Origin of the sequence: Pararhizobium sp. IMCC3301, assembly GCF_030758315.1 — a bacterium.
Lineage (GTDB): Bacteria > Pseudomonadota > Alphaproteobacteria > Rhizobiales.
Map to the genome: position 1 here is coordinate 2,021,279 of NZ_CP132336.1, position 18,523 is coordinate 2,039,801.

Annotated in this window: 20 protein-coding genes; 3 read left to right on the forward strand and 17 right to left on the reverse strand. The window is 56.8% G+C overall.

Annotated elements, in window-relative coordinates; genetic code table 11:
• Positions 1-25 precede the first annotated feature (25 nt).
• From RAL88_RS09770 to RAL88_RS09785, 4 genes are all read right to left on the reverse strand, one after another.
• Positions 26-1,372, reverse strand: coding sequence for a cytosine deaminase (locus RAL88_RS09770; RefSeq protein ID WP_306269126.1), 1,347 nt, complete (start codon positions 1,370-1,372; stop codon positions 26-28).
• Positions 1,373-1,376: 4 nt separating this feature from the next.
• Positions 1,377-2,243: an ABC transporter permease gene (locus tag RAL88_RS09775; RefSeq protein WP_306269128.1), complete on the reverse strand. Its 867-nt coding sequence runs from the start codon at positions 2,241-2,243 to the stop codon at positions 1,377-1,379.
• Positions 2,240-3,034 carry an ABC transporter ATP-binding protein gene (locus tag RAL88_RS09780; protein ID WP_306269130.1) on the reverse strand — a complete coding sequence of 265 codons (795 nt, stop codon included), beginning with the start codon at positions 3,032-3,034 and terminating at the stop codon, positions 2,240-2,242. The genes RAL88_RS09775 and RAL88_RS09780 overlap by 4 nt, the downstream gene beginning before the upstream one ends.
• 67 nt (positions 3,035-3,101) lie before the next feature.
• Entirely contained in the window at positions 3,102-4,112 is a 1,011-nt protein-coding gene (locus tag RAL88_RS09785) for an ABC transporter substrate-binding protein (protein ID WP_306269132.1), read from the reverse strand.
• 185 nt (positions 4,113-4,297) lie between these two features.
• On the opposite strand from RAL88_RS09785, the gene RAL88_RS09790 reads away from it, so the two are divergent.
• Positions 4,298-4,696: a RidA family protein gene (locus tag RAL88_RS09790; protein WP_306269134.1), complete on the forward strand. Its 399-nt coding sequence runs from the start codon at positions 4,298-4,300 to the stop codon at positions 4,694-4,696.
• A 65-nt stretch (positions 4,697-4,761) separates the two neighbouring features.
• Here RAL88_RS09790 and RAL88_RS09795 read toward each other — a convergent pair whose 3' ends face one another.
• Positions 4,762-5,109, reverse strand: a complete 348-nt coding sequence (locus tag RAL88_RS09795; RefSeq protein WP_306269136.1) for an ATPase inhibitor subunit zeta — start codon at positions 5,107-5,109, stop codon at positions 4,762-4,764.
• Between the two features lie 117 nt (positions 5,110-5,226).
• On the opposite strand from RAL88_RS09795, the gene RAL88_RS09800 reads away from it, so the two are divergent.
• Entirely contained in the window at positions 5,227-5,988 is a 762-nt protein-coding gene (locus RAL88_RS09800; RefSeq protein ID WP_306269138.1) for a gamma-glutamyl-gamma-aminobutyrate hydrolase family protein, read from the forward strand.
• Positions 5,989-6,048: 60 nt separating this feature from the next.
• On the opposite strand, the gene RAL88_RS09805 is transcribed toward RAL88_RS09800, so the two are convergent.
• The 7 genes from RAL88_RS09805 to RAL88_RS09835 all read right to left on the reverse strand — a co-directional run bounded on the left by RAL88_RS09805 (position 6,049) and on the right by RAL88_RS09835 (position 12,608).
• On the reverse strand, positions 6,049-7,038 hold the full coding sequence (locus tag RAL88_RS09805) for a nickel/cobalt transporter (protein ID WP_306269140.1): 990 nt from the start codon (positions 7,036-7,038) through the stop codon (positions 6,049-6,051).
• Positions 7,029-7,661, reverse strand: a complete 633-nt coding sequence (locus tag RAL88_RS09810; RefSeq protein ID WP_306269142.1) for a DUF1007 family protein — start codon at positions 7,659-7,661, stop codon at positions 7,029-7,031. Before RAL88_RS09810 ends, RAL88_RS09805 begins: the two co-directional genes overlap by 10 nt.
• A 47-nt stretch (positions 7,662-7,708) precedes the next feature.
• Positions 7,709-8,602: a LysR family transcriptional regulator gene (locus RAL88_RS09815; protein ID WP_306269145.1), complete on the reverse strand. Its 894-nt coding sequence runs from the start codon at positions 8,600-8,602 to the stop codon at positions 7,709-7,711.
• Positions 8,603-9,192: 590 nt separating this feature from the next.
• Positions 9,193-10,188 (reverse strand): Ldh family oxidoreductase, encoded by a 996-nt coding sequence (locus RAL88_RS09820; protein ID WP_306269147.1) that lies wholly within the window; start codon positions 10,186-10,188, stop codon positions 9,193-9,195.
• Between the two features lie 11 nt (positions 10,189-10,199).
• Entirely contained in the window at positions 10,200-11,126 is a 927-nt protein-coding gene (locus RAL88_RS09825; protein ID WP_306269148.1) for a hydroxyacid dehydrogenase, read from the reverse strand.
• A gap of 15 nt (positions 11,127-11,141) precedes the next feature.
• Positions 11,142-12,311 carry a UxaA family hydrolase gene (locus tag RAL88_RS09830; protein ID WP_306269150.1) on the reverse strand — a complete coding sequence of 390 codons (1,170 nt, stop codon included), beginning with the start codon at positions 12,309-12,311 and terminating at the stop codon, positions 11,142-11,144.
• A 9-nt stretch (positions 12,312-12,320) separates the two neighbouring features.
• The gene (locus tag RAL88_RS09835) at positions 12,321-12,608 is read right to left on the reverse strand and encodes a UxaA family hydrolase (RefSeq protein WP_306269152.1); all 288 of its coding nucleotides are present in this window, start codon (positions 12,606-12,608) and stop codon (positions 12,321-12,323) included.
• 164 nt (positions 12,609-12,772) lie between these two features.
• On the opposite strand from RAL88_RS09835, the gene RAL88_RS09840 reads away from it, so the two are divergent.
• A complete protein-coding gene (locus tag RAL88_RS09840) occupies positions 12,773-13,540 on the forward strand; it encodes a GntR family transcriptional regulator (protein WP_306269154.1) in 768 nt (255 codons plus the stop codon).
• Between the two features lie 55 nt (positions 13,541-13,595).
• Here the strand turns inward: RAL88_RS09840 and RAL88_RS09845 are convergent, their stop codons facing one another.
• The 5 genes from RAL88_RS09845 to RAL88_RS09865 form a co-directional block, all read right to left on the reverse strand.
• Complete coding sequence (locus tag RAL88_RS09845; protein WP_306269156.1) at positions 13,596-14,474, reverse strand: alpha/beta hydrolase; 879 nt, start codon at positions 14,472-14,474, stop codon at positions 13,596-13,598.
• On the reverse strand, positions 14,471-15,283 hold the full coding sequence (locus RAL88_RS09850) for a creatininase family protein (RefSeq protein ID WP_306269158.1): 813 nt from the start codon (positions 15,281-15,283) through the stop codon (positions 14,471-14,473). The genes RAL88_RS09845 and RAL88_RS09850 overlap by 4 nt, the downstream gene beginning before the upstream one ends.
• 63 nt (positions 15,284-15,346) lie before the next feature.
• Positions 15,347-16,660, reverse strand: coding sequence for a chromate efflux transporter (gene chrA / locus RAL88_RS09855; RefSeq protein ID WP_306269160.1), 1,314 nt, complete (start codon positions 16,658-16,660; stop codon positions 15,347-15,349).
• Positions 16,661-16,707: 47 nt separating this feature from the next.
• On the reverse strand, positions 16,708-17,184 hold the full coding sequence (locus RAL88_RS09860) for a YqaA family protein (RefSeq protein WP_306269162.1): 477 nt from the start codon (positions 17,182-17,184) through the stop codon (positions 16,708-16,710).
• A gap of 46 nt (positions 17,185-17,230) precedes the next feature.
• Positions 17,231-18,229 carry a Gfo/Idh/MocA family protein gene (locus tag RAL88_RS09865; RefSeq protein WP_306269164.1) on the reverse strand — a complete coding sequence of 333 codons (999 nt, stop codon included), beginning with the start codon at positions 18,227-18,229 and terminating at the stop codon, positions 17,231-17,233.
• Positions 18,230-18,523: the final 294 nt, after the last annotated feature.

Below are 18,523 nucleotides of genomic sequence, written 5' to 3' on the forward strand. Positions count from 1 at the left end.
CTCAACACTCCTGTTCGAGCCAGTTTCAAGAAAGCAAACCGTCAAGCTCGCGGTAGTCCGGTAGCACCCGCTCAATTGCGGCACCGCTGCGCAGAACCACCCGGTCGGTTTGCGGGCGCGACAGCAATTCATTGAAGCTGCGCGCCCTGACCAGCACCATGTCCGCCGCACCGCCGATGCTAAATCCGCCTTCCAGTCGCATTGCCGCCGCCGGAGTTTCGGTGATGGTTTTGATCCACTCGCCAACCGGATGATCCAGATGCGCGATGCGGGTTGCTTCGCGATAGACTTCAAGAGCATCCAGATCGCCATAAGCATAAAACGGATCGCGCGTATTGTCCGACGACACTGCGACGGGAATGCCCCTTGCTTTCATTTCATGCAGCAGGGTGACGCCGCGAAAGCGCGGCGTCCGTGGAGCCGCACCGGCTTGCCCGCGATCCTGCAGATACAGATTGCACAGCGGCAGACTGACCACTGTAATGTTGGCCCTGGCCACCAGATCGAGGGTTCGGTCGACCTCGTCCGGTGTCTGGCGCGACAGTGAGCAGCAATGGCCGCAGGTGATCTTGCCTTCATAACCCAGCGCAATGGCCCGCTCGGCAATGATGGCGAGTGATCGTGCAGCCGGGTCCAGGGTTTCATCGACATGAAAGTCGATGTCGATGCCCGCATCAATCGCCTCGCGGATCATCTTGTCGAGCGTTGCTTCCAGCTCGGGCACCATGTAGGTAACTGCCCCGGCGATGCCGCCGCTGGCCAGAACCAGGTTCAGCAGATCGCGGCGCACCGCATCATCTGCCAGCCCGTCAATGCCAACCAGTGAAACCGCCTGCAGCGCAATGCGTCCCTGCCATTGTGACCGCAGTTCGGCAAATATCGGCCAAGAAATTTGATGTTGCGGCGCTATGGAATCCAGATGCGTGCGGATGGACCGCGTGCCGTGCGCATAGGCGCAGCGCAATGAAAACTCCATCCGGGCGCGCACATCCTCAGCGCTCCAATGCGCCGTTCTGTCAGCGCTGACACCGTCAAGCGCACCGCCAAACGATCCGTCCGGGTTTGCTTGTCGCGGCCAGATGTGGCCCTTGTCCAGATGGGTGTGCAATTCGGTAAAAGCCGGCAGCACTATTGCGTCATCCAGATTGAGCAGCGCCACTTCCCCGTCAAATGCGCCCGGTGCGCCGATGGCTGCAAGCTGCCCTTCCTCGATCAGGAAATCCGCACAGACCAGATCATCATCCGGCGGAAATACTGCCTTCGGCAGTTGAGAACGTGACAGATGCGCAACAAGTGCTGCAGGGACGCGCCCGTGGGACAGGGCATAACGTTCAAATTTGGGAATTGTGATAAATCCAGGCAGGGATGCCATTGCTTCAGATCTCCCGTTTCAGGGCACTTTCGTGCCATTTGCGTAACATCAGATGCGATACCAGTGAGGTCGCAAAAAAGATCAGAATGCCGGTCAGCGAAATCAACAGCAGGGCGGCAAACAATCTGGGCGCATTGAGCCGGTATCCGGCTTCGATGATGCGCGAGGCAAGACCGGAACTCTGCCCCGAAGCACCGGCAACAAATTCTGCCACCACCGCTCCGATCAGCGCCAGTCCTCCTGCGATCTTCAGGCCGCCTAGAAAAAACGGCATTGCCGCCGGCAGTTGCAGATGCCACAGCGTCTGCCAGCGCGAGGCACCATACAGGCGGTACAGATCGCGCAGATTGTGATCGACAGAATTAAGACCCAGCGTAGTATTCGACAGGATCGGAAAAAATGCGACAATCCAGGCACAAAGCAGCAATTTTGTGGTCTGGTCATCGACATAGATATTGATCAGCGGAAACACTGCGACAATGGGTGTAACCTGCAGAATGATGGCGAAGGGAAACAGTGACATTTCCACCTGTCGCGACACCGTAAACAACACCGCAAGGCCGACGCCACCGGCAATCGCCAGCGCCAGACTGAGAAATGTAATCTTCAGCGTGTTGAGCAAAGAGAACGACAAAAGCCCCCAATCCGCAATCAGCGTTTCCCACACCAGGCCCGGCCGCGGCAGAATATAGGATGGAATGTCATTCCACACGCAGAGCCGGTCCCACAACAGGATCGCAAGCGCGAAGATGATCAGTGGCAGAACCCATTTCAGCACCCGGTCGCGGCGATGAGCCCGCGCCCGCGCCAGTTCGACCGGATCAATCAGTACGGCCTCGCTGCCGCTGAGTTGCAGGTCTGCCTGGCTCATGCCGCTGCTCCGGCGGGAAACGGATCCATTGCCTTGTGCAACGCCTTCGAAACTTCGCGGCAATACTGGCTGTAGACATCACTGGTGCGAAACGCTTCATCCCGGGGATAGAGCGCATCAATCGCCATATCGTCAACCACCCGGCCCGGACGGGACGCCATGACCACGATCCGGTTGGACAGATAAACCGATTCAAACACCGAATGTGTGACGAAAATCACAGTCCAGTTGAAGCGCTGCCACAGATCCAGAAGATCATTATTCAATTTGAAGCGGGTAATTTCATCCAGAGCGGCAAAAGGTTCGTCCATCAACAGCAGCCTTGGTCGTGTCACCAGAGCGCGGGCAATCGACACCCGCATTTTCATCCCGCCGGACAGCTCGCGCGGATAGGAATTTGCAAACTGCTCAAGCCCGACCAGCGTCAGCGCCTCCATTACCGCCTCACGCGCATCGGCTTTGCTCTGGCCCTTCAGTTTAAGTGGCAGATAGACATTTCCAAACACATTGGCCCAGGGCATCAAAGTCGGCTCCTGAAAAACAAAGCTGACATCATGTGAGGCCTCTTCGGCCTGCGCAGTTGCGCTGCCGCCCCAGGACACAGTTCCTTTGGTTGCCGGTGCAAGTCCGGCGATAATCCGCAGTGCTGTGGACTTGCCGCAGCCGGAGGGGCCGAGCAGACTGACAAACTCGCCTGGCTGAACATCCAGTGCCATGTCGCGCAGCGCCACAGTTCCATTGGAAAACGACTTGGTAATGTTGTCGAGAGAAATCAGCGGTGATTGCGCCACGGGAAACTGCCTTGAAAATGCTTCCGGCCGCCGCAGATCAGTTGCAGCGGCCGGATGTCAATCTGAGTTACAGGCCGGTCAGTTTTTTCTTCAACTCAAGGCCAACGCCCTTGTTGACGAAGTCGAGGGTGTAGATTTTGGAAATATCAAGACCTCCGGGCGCCACACCCGCTGCCACCATTTTGTCGTAAAAGCTTGTGTGCCGCGCATCGGTCATGGCACCGATGCCCAGGGTTTCGGAATCTCCACTATCGACAATTCCGAACTTTTTCAGTTGCTCAATCGAAAACGCGATCTGTGCGTCAGTCATATCCGGATTGTCTGTCCGGATCAGCGCATTGGCAGCGGAATTATCGCCATACAGATAATTCACCCAGCCAAGAATTGAACCGTCGACGAAACACTGCACCAGTTCCGGACTGGTATCAATTGTCGCCTGCATGGTTTCAATCGTGGTGGAATAGGTATCGAAACCGTAATCCGCCAGCAGGAACAGGTTGGGCTTGAAGCCGCCTTCCCGTTCAATGGCAAATGGCTCGGAGGTGATATAGCCTTGCTGCGCGGATTTCTTGTCAGCCAGAAACGGTGCAGGATTGAAGGTATAAGGCTGACGTTGTTCGGCGGTGAAGCCATATTCGCCCATCATCCATTTATAGAAGCTCTGGAAGCCGTTCTCTCCCAGAAACAGTTTCGCGCCCTTCAGGCTTTCCCAGGTATCAAACCCCTGGTCAGGATGGCTGATGATCACCTGCGGTTCCTTCTGGAACAGCGAAGCGACCACGACAATGGGGATATTCTGCTCAGCTGCCGAAAATGGCTGCAGCATATTGCCCCCCATTATGAACTCCATTTTGCCTGCCAGCATCAGCGCCCTGTTGTTGACCTGTGGGCCGCCGGACACGATCGAGACCTCAAGTCCGCAGGCTTCATAGGTCCCGTCGGCCACGGCTTGATAGAACCCGCCATGTTCCGCCTGGGCCAGCCAGTTGGTTCCGAAAGTCACCTTTTCGAGCGCGCTGGAAGGGGTTGTGAAAGCGGCACTCAAAGCGAGCGCCCCGAAAGCTGTGAGTGTTTTCATGTCGCCGGATACCATCGCAGGATTCCCTTGATTGCAAAAATTTACAGCCAGCCTGAACTGGCCCGGCGACAGTTTGTGATGCACTGCACACAAAAAGCAAGCAGCTGGAGTAATTTAATCACTGGCAAAACTGACGGAATTCAGCACTTAATGACCGGACCCATAAACAACGGGACTCAGCGCGCATGGTAAACCGGTTTGTGCATCATACGCCCGGCACCATCCGGGCGCCTTTCGCCAATTACAGCCACGGTGTGGAACTGCCGCCCGGTGCCCGCATCATCGTCTGTTCAGGCCAGTTGGGGGTTACTGCCGAGGATTCTGTTCCAGAAGGGTCCGAGGCACAGAGCGACCTGATCTTCAGCAATATTTCCGAAATCCTGGCAAGTGCGGACATGGAGCTGTCCGACATTGTCCGGATCAATGCCTATGTCAGCGACAGAGATCATCTGGCCGGATATATGTGCGCGCGGGACCGTTATGTCTGCGACCCGCCACCGGCCTCAACACTGATGATCGTATCCGGTTTTGCGCGGCCGGAATTCGTCGTGGAAATTGAAGTACTGGCAGCCAGAGCCGGATAAAACCGACTTCCCTCAGTTGACAAGCAGCAACACGGACCAGACTCTGATCCTCCGATCCGTGCGGATCAGTCCGTCGCCAGCATCTCGGCACGCGCAGTGCGTTCGGCGTGCAGAAACGCCACGCGGATCTGCGTATTGGCCAGAGCAATGCCGTTCTTCGAAAAATCGGTTGCAACCTTATTGATCATCGGATCAAATCCCGGTGTCATCTGATCGGTATGCATGACGTCCCGGACATAGTGCTGCAGCTCATCATCCCGCAAGCCCAGCTGGCGTCCTGCCCACAAGCCGAGAATGTAGTCGCGCCTCGCATTGATGCAGCCATCAGTTGAAATTTCTACCTCTTGAGGTTCAATGTTTTGCATGGTTAACAAGGTCTCTTCTGTGTCATCTAAATCGAAAAATCCGGCCAATAATCGCGGCCAAATTCAAGTTCTATTTACGCCGCAGCATTTGGTCTTGAAATGTGTTGGAAATGCGATGATTTACAAGACAATCAGTAAACTTTTATATTTTCGCGGTATATAGTCATGAAGCCCCTCGTTTTAGTTACAGCCGACGTCATTTCAACAGCCGGATACAATTGGCACGCCGCCATCGACACCTATCTCAAGGCGCTGTTCAATGTCGCCGATGTGCAACCGGTCATTCTGCCGGATCTTGCCGCAGACGGCGATTATGAGACCCTGCTGGCGCGGGTGGATGGCGTCTTGCTGACGGGCTCGAAAAGCAATGTCTTCCCGCAGCTTTATGGCGCAACGCCAACCGCCCAACACGAACCCTATGATCATGATCGCGATGCCACGACCCTGCCGCTCATTCGCCAGACCATAGAAAGCGGCACGCCGCTTCTGGCGATTTGCCGGGGACTTCAGGAACTCAATGTTGCGCTCGGTGGAACCCTGGATACGGAAATCCAGGAGCAGCACGGCCGCATCGATCATCGCGCGCCCGATCTGCCGGACCAGGACAAGCGCTACAGGATTGCCCAGAGCGTAAAGCCGGTGCCGGGCGGATTACTCGCGCGTATTGTGGGCAATGATACGATCACCATCAATTCCCTGCATCGCCAGGCCATCGCTCGCCTCGCCGATGGGTTGCGTATCGAAGCCACCGCTGATGACGGCATCATCGAAGCCGTCTCGGTCAAGGATGCAAAAGCATTTGCGCTGGGCGTGCAGTGGCACCCGGAATACTGGGCGGCAAGTGATGCGGTATCGCGCAGCATTTTCGAGTATTTCGGCAATGTCATGCGCGGCACCGTGTCCGACACAATCAAGGCTGCGGAATAAAGCCCGGACCGGACCTTTCCAAAGCACATTGAGATCGTAGCAATCGAATAGGAAACCGATTTAAAACAAGCGAAGTGATGCGGTCAGCAGCACGGCACCCAGCGTGAAAACCGCGACAGCACCGAGCAGTTGCACGCCGTTCAGCACAATGCCGGCACCGCGTGTGTTGCCGCCTGCCAGCAGCAGTGTGGCGCGCCGCGTTCCCACAGCTAAGAACATCAGAGCGCTCACGGTTATTGCGGTTCCAAGGCCCATCGCAAATGCCGACAGGATCCCAGCCCAGAACAGCCCCTGCGCCAGCGCAAACACAAGAACAATCAGCGCGCCGGTGCAGGGCCGCAGCCCGACCGATAAAACTGCCGTCGCTGCGGCTCTGACGCTGCGGCCGGCCTGATCCGCCAGCGCCGGACTGGGCGCATGAGCATGATTGCAACCGCAATGCTCGTCATGATGGTGGTGGTCGGCAACCCGGTGTTCAGTATGCAACGGGCCTGCACCGGGGGTGCCCAACGGTGCTGCCACAATGCGGCGCACGGATTTGACAATCAGATAGAAGCCAAGCACGGCCACCAGCACATAGCTGCCGACTTCCAGCGCCCTTGTGGCATCCGAAATGACCAGACTGGTGGCGTTGAACATGATCGCCAGAATGCTGATGACGCCGATAGCGACCAGGGCTTGCAGCAGGGATGATAGCAGGCACAACACCGCACCGCGGCGTGCTGTCTCGTGGTTTGCCAGCACATAGGAGGACATCACAACCTTGCCGTGGCCGGGGCCGGCGGCATGAAATACCCCGTACAGAAAGCTCAGACTGATCAGCGTCCAGACCGCGCTGCCGTTCTGTTTCATGTCGCGCACCGTGCCGGTCAACTGCTTGTAGAAAGCGCTCTGCTCAGCGGCAACCCAGCGAAAGAAATCGGACAGCATACCGTTCGCCGGCATCGGGGCCGCCTCTGGCGCACCGACCCCGAACGGGCCCTGCGCCACTACCAGAGCAGTGCTAAGGCACAGCATGATCAGTCCGGCCCAGAGCGCTTTCAGGAACACCGGATGATCGCAGAATTGGAGAGTTGGGACGTCACCGCGTAAAATTCCGGTGGGACCTCGCGCTGGTCGGCAGGCAATTCAGCAAGAGCTGCGGCAAATTCCTCCCCCATGTCCTCTGCCGGTTTGACCTCAATGCTGCAATTGTCCGGCGCACTGGCGGCCAGTTTAATGGAATCCTGCGCATTGACTGCAAATGAGACATAGGATTCCGGGTCAAACACTTCCAGAATGAGTTTTTCATTTACTGCAACAGGGCGCTTCAACGACAGGGTAAAATTCAGCGTAAGGCGGCTCAATTCTGCATTATAGTCGAGCCAGTAATCCGTCGGATCGTTGAAATCCACATCCGCGACCTCCTCCCCCATAAAGGTGAAGAAATCATATTCCGAAAGGCTTTCGACATTGACCTTTGCCAGCGATTCCAGTTCCTGGCGGGTGTAAACACCATCCTGGTTTTCATCCAGGCCCTGAATGACAAAGACCGAGAAAGCATCGTCAAAGGTCCAGGAATGGCGGATAGCGGAGACACGTTTCTGCGCATCGAACTCAACTTCAGCCCGGGTGTCGATCCATATGTGGGGATGCGCTTCGGCGCTCCGGATCTGGCCGGCTGCAGAAAGCATGAGGGCACTGAAGAAAAGGCCGGACAATCCAGGGCGCGTCAAACGAATCAATCCCCATTTCGCTGATAGTTCTTACTCATATAATCCACAAAGGCCCGAATTTTGGAAGAAAGATGACGGCGATTGGCATAAACCACGAATATTCCCCTATCCTCGGCCTCGAACTCATCCAGAACCTTGACCAGGCGCCCTTGTTTCAGATCCTCCTCAACCAGCATATGCAGGGTGCGGGCGAAGCCAAGACTCGCCAGCGCGGCCAGCCGGACTGCCTGCGGCGAATTGGTCTCTACCCGGCCTTTGACCGGAATTGTCAGACGTTTGCCCTGATCGACATAGGTCCAGCTCTGCCGCGATTTCTGATTGCTGTCGATAAGGCAGGGCCGGTCAATCAGATCGGCGGGTGTCTTCACCTCGCCATATTGGCTGAGAACTTCGGGCGACGCGCATGTCACAATTCTGAAAGAGCCAAGCCGCCGGGCAATAAGGCTGGAATCTTCCAGTGAGGTAATCCGGATGGCGACATCGAACGCTTCCTGGATGAGATCGACGAAGCGGTCTTCCAGAACCAGTTCCAGAGATACATCCGGCTGGCTCTCGGCAAATCCCATAACGGTTTGCATCAGCGGCGAATCCGCTAGTGACCGGGGCGCTGAAAGCCGCAATAATCCACGCGGCTTGCCGCTTTTGTCCTGGACCGTTTCCTGCAGCATATCGACCTGATGGATGATCGACTGGGCCTCGTGGAAATAGGAGTGGCCGATTTCAGTCAGCGACAATTTGCGGGTCGTGCGATTGAGCAGCCGCACGCCCAGTTCATCTTCCAGTTCACTGACATATTTCGACACCAGCGCTTTTGACCGCCCCAAAGCCCGGCCAGCTGCGGAAAAGCCGTCTTCATCGACAACAGCAATGAAAGTGCGCATGCGCGTCAGAGTATCCATATTTTTCCCATTTCATTCATTCATTCAGCTATGGACGGCCCGGCAAGACTGCCAAGGGTGCCGGATACTCTAATATGAGGAGTTCACTCTCATCACGACAGACAAAGCCACCAGACAGAGTGCGATGTCCGGTGGCGCCTGCACTTTATGTGAAGGAGAAATTGGGGTAGCAATTTGCGCAGTCAAGGATCAAACCGCCGATTGGTAAAACCCGGGTTCCGCAACGACAGACGCAAGCCAACACCCACGAAGCGCATTAAAAGCAGTTAGACTCAGCACCCTCTATCTTGTTTCGCACACGAAACAATGGCTGCAACGCAGGGTTTATGCCAAGGTTTTTCCGGTTTTTAGTTGCATCGACAGGTTATCCGGAGCGCCTGCGGCAGTGCGCCAAAACCGGCCGGAAGTGCGATACTTCAAACGGTTCAATCACGGGTTTTTGATCGCAGCCGGGCGCTGAATGCGCGCGGTACACATCAAGTTGCATCATCTCAATATGTGAACTTGGCTGACGGGCAGGCTGAATTAAGTCGATGATTCAAGCCAAAACTGAAAAATCGCCCAATTCTTCAAAGTAATCATGAACCAGTCTAAATCGCTGCCAGAGCCGCCAGCAGACTTGCCCGGATTGTGACGCCCTCAGCCTCGGCCTTTTTGCGGCTCGCCAGACGCCGGTCACCGGGAAGCCGGGTTCCGTCCTGCTCTTCTATTGCCAGGACCAGAGCGGTCAACCGCTGCAGATAGCCGGTGCCGAAGGCCGCTGGATCAATCGCCAGAATCAATTGGCCAGTACCCGGGGGCGAGCCCTCGCCGTCAAAGAAGCTGGTTGCATCACAGGAATGATTTGCCCCGACCAGCGTCGCACATAATATCTCCACCATCAAAGCAAGTGCGGTGCCTTTGGCATCGCCCATCGGCAGCATGGTGCCCGCCAGTCCGTCCTTGGCATTGGTAGTGGGGTTGCCTTGCGGATCCAGCGCCCAGCCTTCGGGTATCGCCTCGCCGCGTTGCGCCGCGGCCATGATGTTGCCGCGCGCCACTTTTGAGACCGACAGATCGATCACCAGGGCGGCGCGGTCCTGTTGCGGGCTGGCAAAGGCGATAGGATTGGTTCCGTAAATCGCGCGCTTGCCGCCCCAGGGCGCAATCGAGGCGGGTGCGTTGGCAAACATCAGAGCCACCAGCCCCTGTTCGGCCAGTTTTTCAACATGGTGACCGGCAACGCCGCAATGGTTGGAATGATGCACCCCCAGCATTGCAATGCCCTGGCTTCGGGCCACACCGGTCAATGTTTCAAGACCGAGTTTCAGGGCTGGATAGGCAAAGCCGCCCTTGGCATCAACCAGAACGGCGGCCTGCGCAGGCCGCGACACCTCCGGCACTGCATGGCCGTCCGCCTTGCCGGTTTTGGCCTGAGCGCCATAGCCTTGCAGCCGTGAAAGACCATGGCCCTTCAGTCCATCAGCCTCTGCCGCCACCAGCGCTTCGGCAACAATGTGCGCATTCTCCGGTGATGTGTTGAATCCAGTCAGTGTATCACTTGCAAAGCTCCGCGCCTCTGCAAGGCTGACAATGCGGTCTTCCATATGTTTCTGCCTTATGATTGAAGCACCGACAAAACGTTTGCGACGGTAACCTGGGAGACGCGAATATTGCTTTCTGCGGTCACCCCGGCAATATGCGGCGTGAGAATGAGGTTGGGAATATCGGCGAATTTGGCGCCATCCTGTGCGTTCACCGGTTCGGTGTGAAACACATCCAGCGCCGCGCCGCCAAGATGGCCCTGACGCAATAATGCCGCCAGCGCCGCCTCATCAACCACACCACCGCGCGCGGCGTTGATGAGGATGGCATCGGACTTCATTGATTGAAGGGCCTTGTCGTCGATCAGATTGCGCGTCTCTGCGGTCAAGGGCACATGCAGGCTGACAACATCAGCGCTCTGCAGCAAGGTCTCCAGCGTGACCTTTGCCGTGCGGCCCCATTGCGGCGCGCCTTCCTCCAGAAACGGATCAAAACCGATGATCTGCATCCCAAGCGCCTCGGCCCGCATCGCAGTTTCGCGGGCGATCGCACCATAACCGACAAGCCCCAGGATTTTGCCGCTGATCTCGCGGCCCATCAGACGGCCGCGCGGCCACTGCCCGCCGGCGACTGCAGCGGCGGAATGGTAGGCACCGCGCAACAGCACCAGCGCGCTGGTGATGACATATTCCGCGACGGACAGATCATTGGCCCCGGTTGCCGGACGCACGGCTATGCCCCTGGCCTCGCAAGCGGCGATATCGATATTGTCCAGCCCGACGCCCAGCCTGCCGACAACTTTCAGGCCGGTAGCCGCTTCCAGCAGCGCGCCGCGGACCTGGGTCCGATTGCGCACGATCAGCCCTTTGGCGCTGGCAATTTCTGCCAGCAGGGCCTCAGGTTTGTCGACCAGATCAGGTGCATAGAGCACATCATATTCAAGACGGGCCGCCTCAAGGGCGGCCTCGTCCATGAATTCGCTGACGATGATGTCAGCCATAGGCGAACTCCCGGATCAGGCGCTGCGGTACAGTTTGGTCATGACGAACTCGCGGTGGCCCAGAGCCTCTGCCGCCGTGTTACGGCCATTGGCAGTGCGTGCGATCATTTCGATCAGAGAATCGCCGGCCTGGTCAATCGTCATCTCACGGCGCAGAATGCCGCTGACATCGACATCGACATGTTCCGACATGGTCCGCACCGTGCGCGGATTGGCGGTGATCTTGATGACCGGAACAATGGCGTTGCCAACCACATTGCCCTGCCCTGTCGGGAAGGTGTGGATGACATATCCTGCCGCCGCCATCAGCGTCACGCATTCAGCTGCAGCAGAAGAAGAGTCCATGAAATACAGGCCGGCACCTTTTTGCGGGGCTTCGGCAGGTTCGAGAATATCGATGAACTTTGACGTCCGGCCGATTTTCTCCAGATTGCCGAGGGCCTTTTCCTCAATCGTCGTCAGGCCACCTTCAATATTGCCCTTGGTCGGCTGACTGTCGGACAGATCATCGGTCTGATGGGCAAAAATCACATCATCCTGATAGGCTTTCCACATCGCATACCAGCGCTCGGCGACATCATCGTCAGCAGCCCGCGCCTTGCACAGATGCTCTGCGCCGGTGATTTCGGAGGTTTCCCCGAACACGCCGTAAATGCCTTTTGGCAGCAATTTGTCATACATGTTGCCAACCGTCGGACAAGATCCAAGGCCGGTTGTTGTATCGGACTCGCCGCATTTGGTGGAAATCCACAGCTCGGAAATATCGCATTCCTCGCGTTGCAGCTCAGTCGCCCAGTGAACGAAATCCTTGGCTTTGCGGGAGGCGTCCATAATGGTTTTCAGATCGCCATTCTGTTCGATCGAAAACGCAGCCACCGGTTTGCCGGTTGCGGCAATTCCGTCAGCAATTTTCTTGGTCCAGCCCGGTTCGATACCGATAACCACACATGCCGCCACATTGGGGTTTGCGCCGGTCCCGATAATGGTACGGAAATGCAGATCCAGATCTTCACCGAATTGCAGCCGCCCATAAGCATGCGGCAGAGCCTGTGAGCCCTTGATATTGTTGGCAACCGCTTCGCAGGCTGCGTTTGAAATGTCATCGACCGGCAGGATAACAACCTGGTTGCGAACGCCTACGCGGCCGTTTTCGCGCCGATAACCAAAAAATGTGTCCGTGTTCATGAAGCTCTCCTACCAGCGCTTTGTTTTCAGATTGTGCGTGTGAACATGGCCGCCCTTTTCAGCAGGGCCGACAATTTTGCCAATGTCCTGACCGTATTTCACAGCCGTGTCACCAGCGCTCAAATCCGCCAGAGCAACCTTGTGTCCGATTGGAACGTCAGCTTTTGCTGTGAGCGTAAAAGACGAATTGTCTTCCGTGACCACGCACAGCATTTCGGTTCCAGCTGACAGGCCTTCAACCACGACAACGCCGACATTGTCATTTTTATCATGCACCAGCAGATGCGGAATACCCATAATCATTGCGTCGAAATACCCGACGTCCCCTGTTTAAAATTTGTTTTCCTGCGCGATCCCGGATCAGCGCGGTGAAGTCTTATATAAGACATAAGACAGATGACACTGTCAACGGTGGATGCTAACCTTATTTCACAAACATCGATTTTTTCGACAGGATTCTTATGGCCAAAGCAGACCAGAACCGGCAAAACAGCGTGCCGAACGCACGTCCGCTTGGCTTTCGCCCGCTATATGCGCAGGTCAAGCATCAACTGCTGCAGCGGCTTCTCGACAAGACATGGATGCCGGGGGATGTGCTGCCCAGCGAACAGCACCTGGCGGGCGAGTTGGGCGTCAGCCAGGGCACCGTGCGCAAGGCACTTGATGAGCTGACAGATGAGAACATCGTGGTTCGCCGCCAGGGGCGCGGCACCTTTGTTGCTGAACACACAGAAAAACGCGCCCTGTTCCAGTATTTCATGCTGTCGCCGGATGAAGGAAAAAAGGACGAAAATCATTTTCCCCAGAGCCAGCTTCTCAGCCTTGAGAGCGGACCTGCGACCCATCGCGAGAGAGCGGCGCTGGATCTGCCGGCCAATGAGCAGGTCTGGCGGCTGGAGCGCAACCGTTCATTTCAAACCGCTCCGCTGATCGCCGAAAAGATCGTGCTGCCAAGACCACTGTTTGAAGGACTTGATGAAATCACCCCCTTGCCGAACAATCTTTATGGTCTGTTCGATCAGAATTTCGGCCAATCCATTGTCAGAGCCGGAGAAAAACTCAAAGCTGTCGCAGTCGAGGAAAGCCATGCGAAACGGCTTGGCTGTGCCGTCGGCACTCCGGTCCTGCGCATCGACCGCATTGCCTACGCCATGTCAGGGCGCGCGGTTGAATGGCGCATTTCCTACAGCCTGACCGACAATTTTCACTATATGTCGAACTTGAAATAGCCGGAACGCACAGAGCCACGGCGTTCGGACAAAGCCGCTGATATGCGCCTGTTTTTCAGCTTTTCGAAAAAATCCAGTTGAGTTCCTGACGCCAGTCAATCATCCGGATGGGTGTGCCGTGCTTGCCGGTATTGAACAGGCGCATCCGCACCGGGTAATCCGGCCGGGCGGCTTTGATACTCTCGAACAGCGCTCTGGTTTTTTCCCAGGCAAACGCACCATCAAGTGTGCCATGGCCAAACACCACCGGTAACGGTCTGGCATTCTGCGATACATATGCACTGCCAAGAAAGCCGCTGTCAGCATAGGTCGCCAGCATCAGCACGCCGGACAGGCGCGGCACGGCAACCTGCCCTTTGAGATATTGCCAGCAGATTTGCCCGCCCATCGAGCCACAGGCAAGAACAAGCTTCGCGCCAGGTGCCTGATTGGCATAATGGCTGATCAGTGCTGCCACATCGCGCGCACCCTGCTCGCCGAAATCGGTGATGCTCGGTGCCACATAAAGCCCGTTATTGCGCACCGCCAGATTTTTCAGCCGGTTAAAATTGCCGCCGAAATTATAATCGCTGATGCCCTGACTGCGGTCGCCGCCCCGGCCATGCAGATAGACCACAATCCAGCGCGCGCCGCGCACCTGTCCGGTCCGGGCATATTCAATCCGCCGGTTACCAACGTTGAGCGATAGATCCTGCTGTCCCTTGCGCCCGCGCATCGAGACAAAATACCCCTTGACCTTGGCACCACGAATTTTATCGCGCTCGTCAATGTCACGCTCGACCCTGTAATCGAGCCGCAGAAAAGCACCGCCCTGGCTGTTTTCCAGAACCGCCGGATAGCCAAACAAATTGTCCTTGAACGGAGCAAGCGACTGCGCGGCAGCCGCGCTGAGGCCCAACCAGATGACAATCAGGGATACACCAAGTGCTTTCATTGCGGCCTCCACAACCGGTCCGGATTAAAACGGTTTACATCATGCAGCAGTTCCACAAACCGCTCTGCCTGATAGGCAACAATGGCCTTGCCTTTTTCCGCTGTTGCAGCCGCCGCATTGCCGACGGTTCCGGCCAGGTTCAGATCCTGCGCCTTCCAGCCGAACTGCGCTGGCCCGTGGGCGCGCAAATGTTTGAATTCGGCAATGAAATCCAGCTGAGTTGAGCGGAAATCCCTTGCCTCTTCCATGCGCACCAGATCCGGCCTCAGATGCAGCATGATGGAGGTTTCAACAGCGCAGCCATGAATCCCGTAAATCCGTTCTTGCGGATCGTAACTCCCATCCGGCAGGCCAAAGCGCATCCACCCTGTGGCGACACACAGCATATCAAACCGCACCCGCAATTCGCGCGCGACAATATCGATGATCGGCACATTGCCGCCATGAGAATTGATCAGAACCAGCTTTCTGATCCCGGCCCGGTGCACGCTTTCACCCAGTTCGATCCAGCTTCTTGTCACCGTTTCCCAGGAATGGGTCAGCGTTCCGGGCGATGAAATATGTTCATTGGATTTGCCAACCTGTTGCAGCGGCAGAAACGTCGCCGGCAAATCCTCTGGCAGGCGGGCTATCGATGCTTCTATCATGCCCTGGGCAATCGTCGTATCGGTTGCCACCGGCAGATGCGGTCCATGCTGCTCAATTGCAGCCACCGGCAGAACCGCAATCCAGTCACCGGTCACCGCCTTGTCAAAATCCGTGGTCGGCATATTCTGCCAGTAAGCTGCCGGAATTTTGTTTCTGGCCATAAAGTCTCCTTTTCACGCGCGCTCAGTCCGGCCGGTCCATCGCGCCGCAAACACTGTCATGCTTCAGAGGAGGACGGCAAGACCCCAGCCCCCAAGTGCGGCACCGAGCAGAACCAGGATCAGGTTCCAGTGCAGCTTCAGCAGCAAAAATCCGCATACCGCTGCAAGCCCGACCACCCGCCAGTCAATCGAACCGAGATCCGGTTGCCAGACAACCACCGGACCATAAGTTTGCACGGTGACGGTTGCAAACATGACATGCAATCCGAACCACAGCGACAGATTCAAAATCACGCCGACGACAGCCGCCGTGATGGCAGACAGTGCCCCGTTCAGCCTTGGTTGCGCGGAAATCCAGTCAATATAAGGCGCCCCGACAAATATCCACAGAAAGCAGGGCACAAAGGTCACCCACAGGGTCATCAACGCCCCGGCGGCACCAAGGCCCGCCCCCCCTTCCCGGTAGGCGGCAATATAGCCGACAAATTCGGTTACCAGAATCAACGGTCCGGGTGTGGTTTCCGCCAGCCCCAGCCCGTCCAGCATTTCGCCGGCAGTCAGCCAGCCATACTGCGAGACCACATCCTGCGCCATATAAGCCAGCACCGCATAGGCACCGCCAAATGTCACCACTGCCAGTTTTGAAAAGAATGTGCCGATCTGCAGCAGAACAGGTTCGCCCGAAACGCTCCCCACGACCAGTACCGGCAGCCACCAGACCGCCAGCCAGACAATTATTTTCAACGCGCTGCTGCGCCACGAAACCGTGACAGGTGCCGTGTCCTGCTGTTGCCCGGCGATTGGCGCACTGGTCAGGAAGCCGAACAGCGCTGCGGCAAACACAATCAGCGGATAGGGCAGCGCCAGAAAGAAAATTCCGATGAAGGAAAGCCCCGCGATCAGCCAGTGGGACCGGCCCTTCAAAGCGCGCTTTGACACCCGCAGCAACGCCTCGATCACGACAATCAGAACGGCCGCCTTGATACCCAGAAACAGGCTGTTGACCAGAGGAACATTGCCGAATTGGGCATACAGAGCCGCCAGCACCAGGATCACTGCGGCACCGGGCAGTACAAACAGCAGTCCTGCCATCAGCCCGCCTTTCAACCCATGCAGCCGCCATCCCGCATAGGTGGCCAATTGCATGGCTTCCGGCCCTGGCAGCAGCATGCAGAAGCTCAGTGCATTGAGAAATTGCCGTTCACTGAGCCAGCGATAATCGTCCACCAGAAACCGGTGCATCAGTGCGATCTGCGCCGCAGGCCCGCCAAATGACAGCAGACCGATTTTCAGGAATACCATGAAAGCCTGACGCAAAGCGGGCGGCTCGACGGGCAGGCCCGGCAGGTCAGTCACGGGGGCGATCTGCTGGGCCATCACATCACTGTCTTTTCATCACTGTCGGCAACTTTCCCGTCTGGCTCTCAATGTTTGCCGATTTCAGCGCCGGACGCCAGATTGTATCCGGCCCATACCGAAACCGCATAGGCCAGAAATACATAGCGGCCGGTCTTGGCGATGCTGACCAGCAGCAGGAACCGCCACAACGGTTCGCGCAGCACACCGGCCACCACCGTCAAAGGATCACCGATAATCGGTGCCCAGCTGAGCAGCAGTGACCATCTTCCATAACGATGATACCATCGGGTGGCGCGGTCCAGCATCGGCTTTTTGACCGGAAACCAGCGTGCCTCGCTGAAGCGGTCAACACCGCGGCCAAGGCCCCAATTGACAACAGAGCCGGCTATATTGCCGACACTTGCAATGGTGACCAGCAGGACAGTGGACAGCTGATCGGCAAGGATCAGCCCGGTCAGAACGCTTTCCGATTGCGCCGGAATGATCGTTGCCGCCACAAAGGCGCTGAGAAACAGCGCAAATCCCGCTGCCAGCCCGGCCACTCAGAACTGCGCGAAGCGAAATTGCGCCCGCAACAACTGCACCCTGTCAGACATCTTCCCAGTTACCGCTTTCGCCGGCCCGGAAAATCGCGTCGATCAGCTTCTGATTGTTTTTCGAGCTTTCCAGTGTGAAAATCTCTTCATTGCCCTTCAGATCATCACTGGCCACGGCCCTTGCAAAGGCTTCCACCTCCATGCGGTACTGATTCACTCCGGCAAAGCGGTATTTGCGCTCTTCGCTGTGATCCGCATTGTGCAAGCTCACCACATCAGCATCGTAAAGCCCGGCATTGAAAGGCGCTGCAACTTCGATCCAGCCCTTGTCGCCGTGAAACGAAATTTCCTGGCGCAGGGCCAATTGTGTCGAGACATACATGGTCATTTCGAAACTGCCGAAATCGGCCCGGCATGTTGTGAAGATATCAGTGCCAAAAGTTGGATCACGTTCAACTTTCGCCGATACGCGCTGCGGTTCCGCACCCGTAGCAAAACGGGTTGCCACGGTTGGATACACGCCGATATCAGGCAGCGCCCCGCCGCCAAGAGCAGCGATATTGCGCATATTTCCCGCATCCATGTTGAAATAGGTAAAAGCCGCCTGGACATGGCGCAACGTGCCGATTGCGCCTTCGGCAATCAGCGCGCGCACTTTGTGCCATTGCGGATGATAGGTCACCATAAAGGCTTCTGAGACCAGCACGCCATTGGCGTCACGTGCCTTGATGATGTCGTCGATTTCATCGGCATGCAGCGAAATCGGTTTCTCGCACAGCACGTGCTTGCCGGCATTGGCAGCTTTGATCGCCCATTCCACATGCTGCGAGGTCGGCAGGGGAATATAGACTGCATCGATCTGATCGCTCGCCAGCATGGCTTCATAGCTGCCGAACACGTTGGCAATGGCAAACCGCTCTGCCAGGGTTCTGGCACGGCCTTCATCGCGGCTGGCGATGCCGGAGACAATTCCATTGTCGGCATTCAATATAGCGGGAATGACATGATCCCGACCGATTTTTGCGGTCGATAAGATACCCCAGCGCAGCATAATTTATCCTTTTCTCTTCATATCTGTTTCCGCTCTCAGCCGTGCTGATTTGCAGTCATCTATCCATAAACCCGGAGGAATGACCCGGTATTGATAAAATCGGCTCACGTCAATTCCGTAGGACCGTGTCCGCAACCCAAAGGATCGGCGGCCCCGTGCCACAAGGCGCATCTCACACCCTTTTCGTCACCCCCCGGTTGAAGGCCGGATTGCCACGGCCCGGTTTGGCGATTTGGCATTATCGGCAGAAAACCGGACTTTTCGGCCCAACGCTGGTCTTCAACATTTATAAAC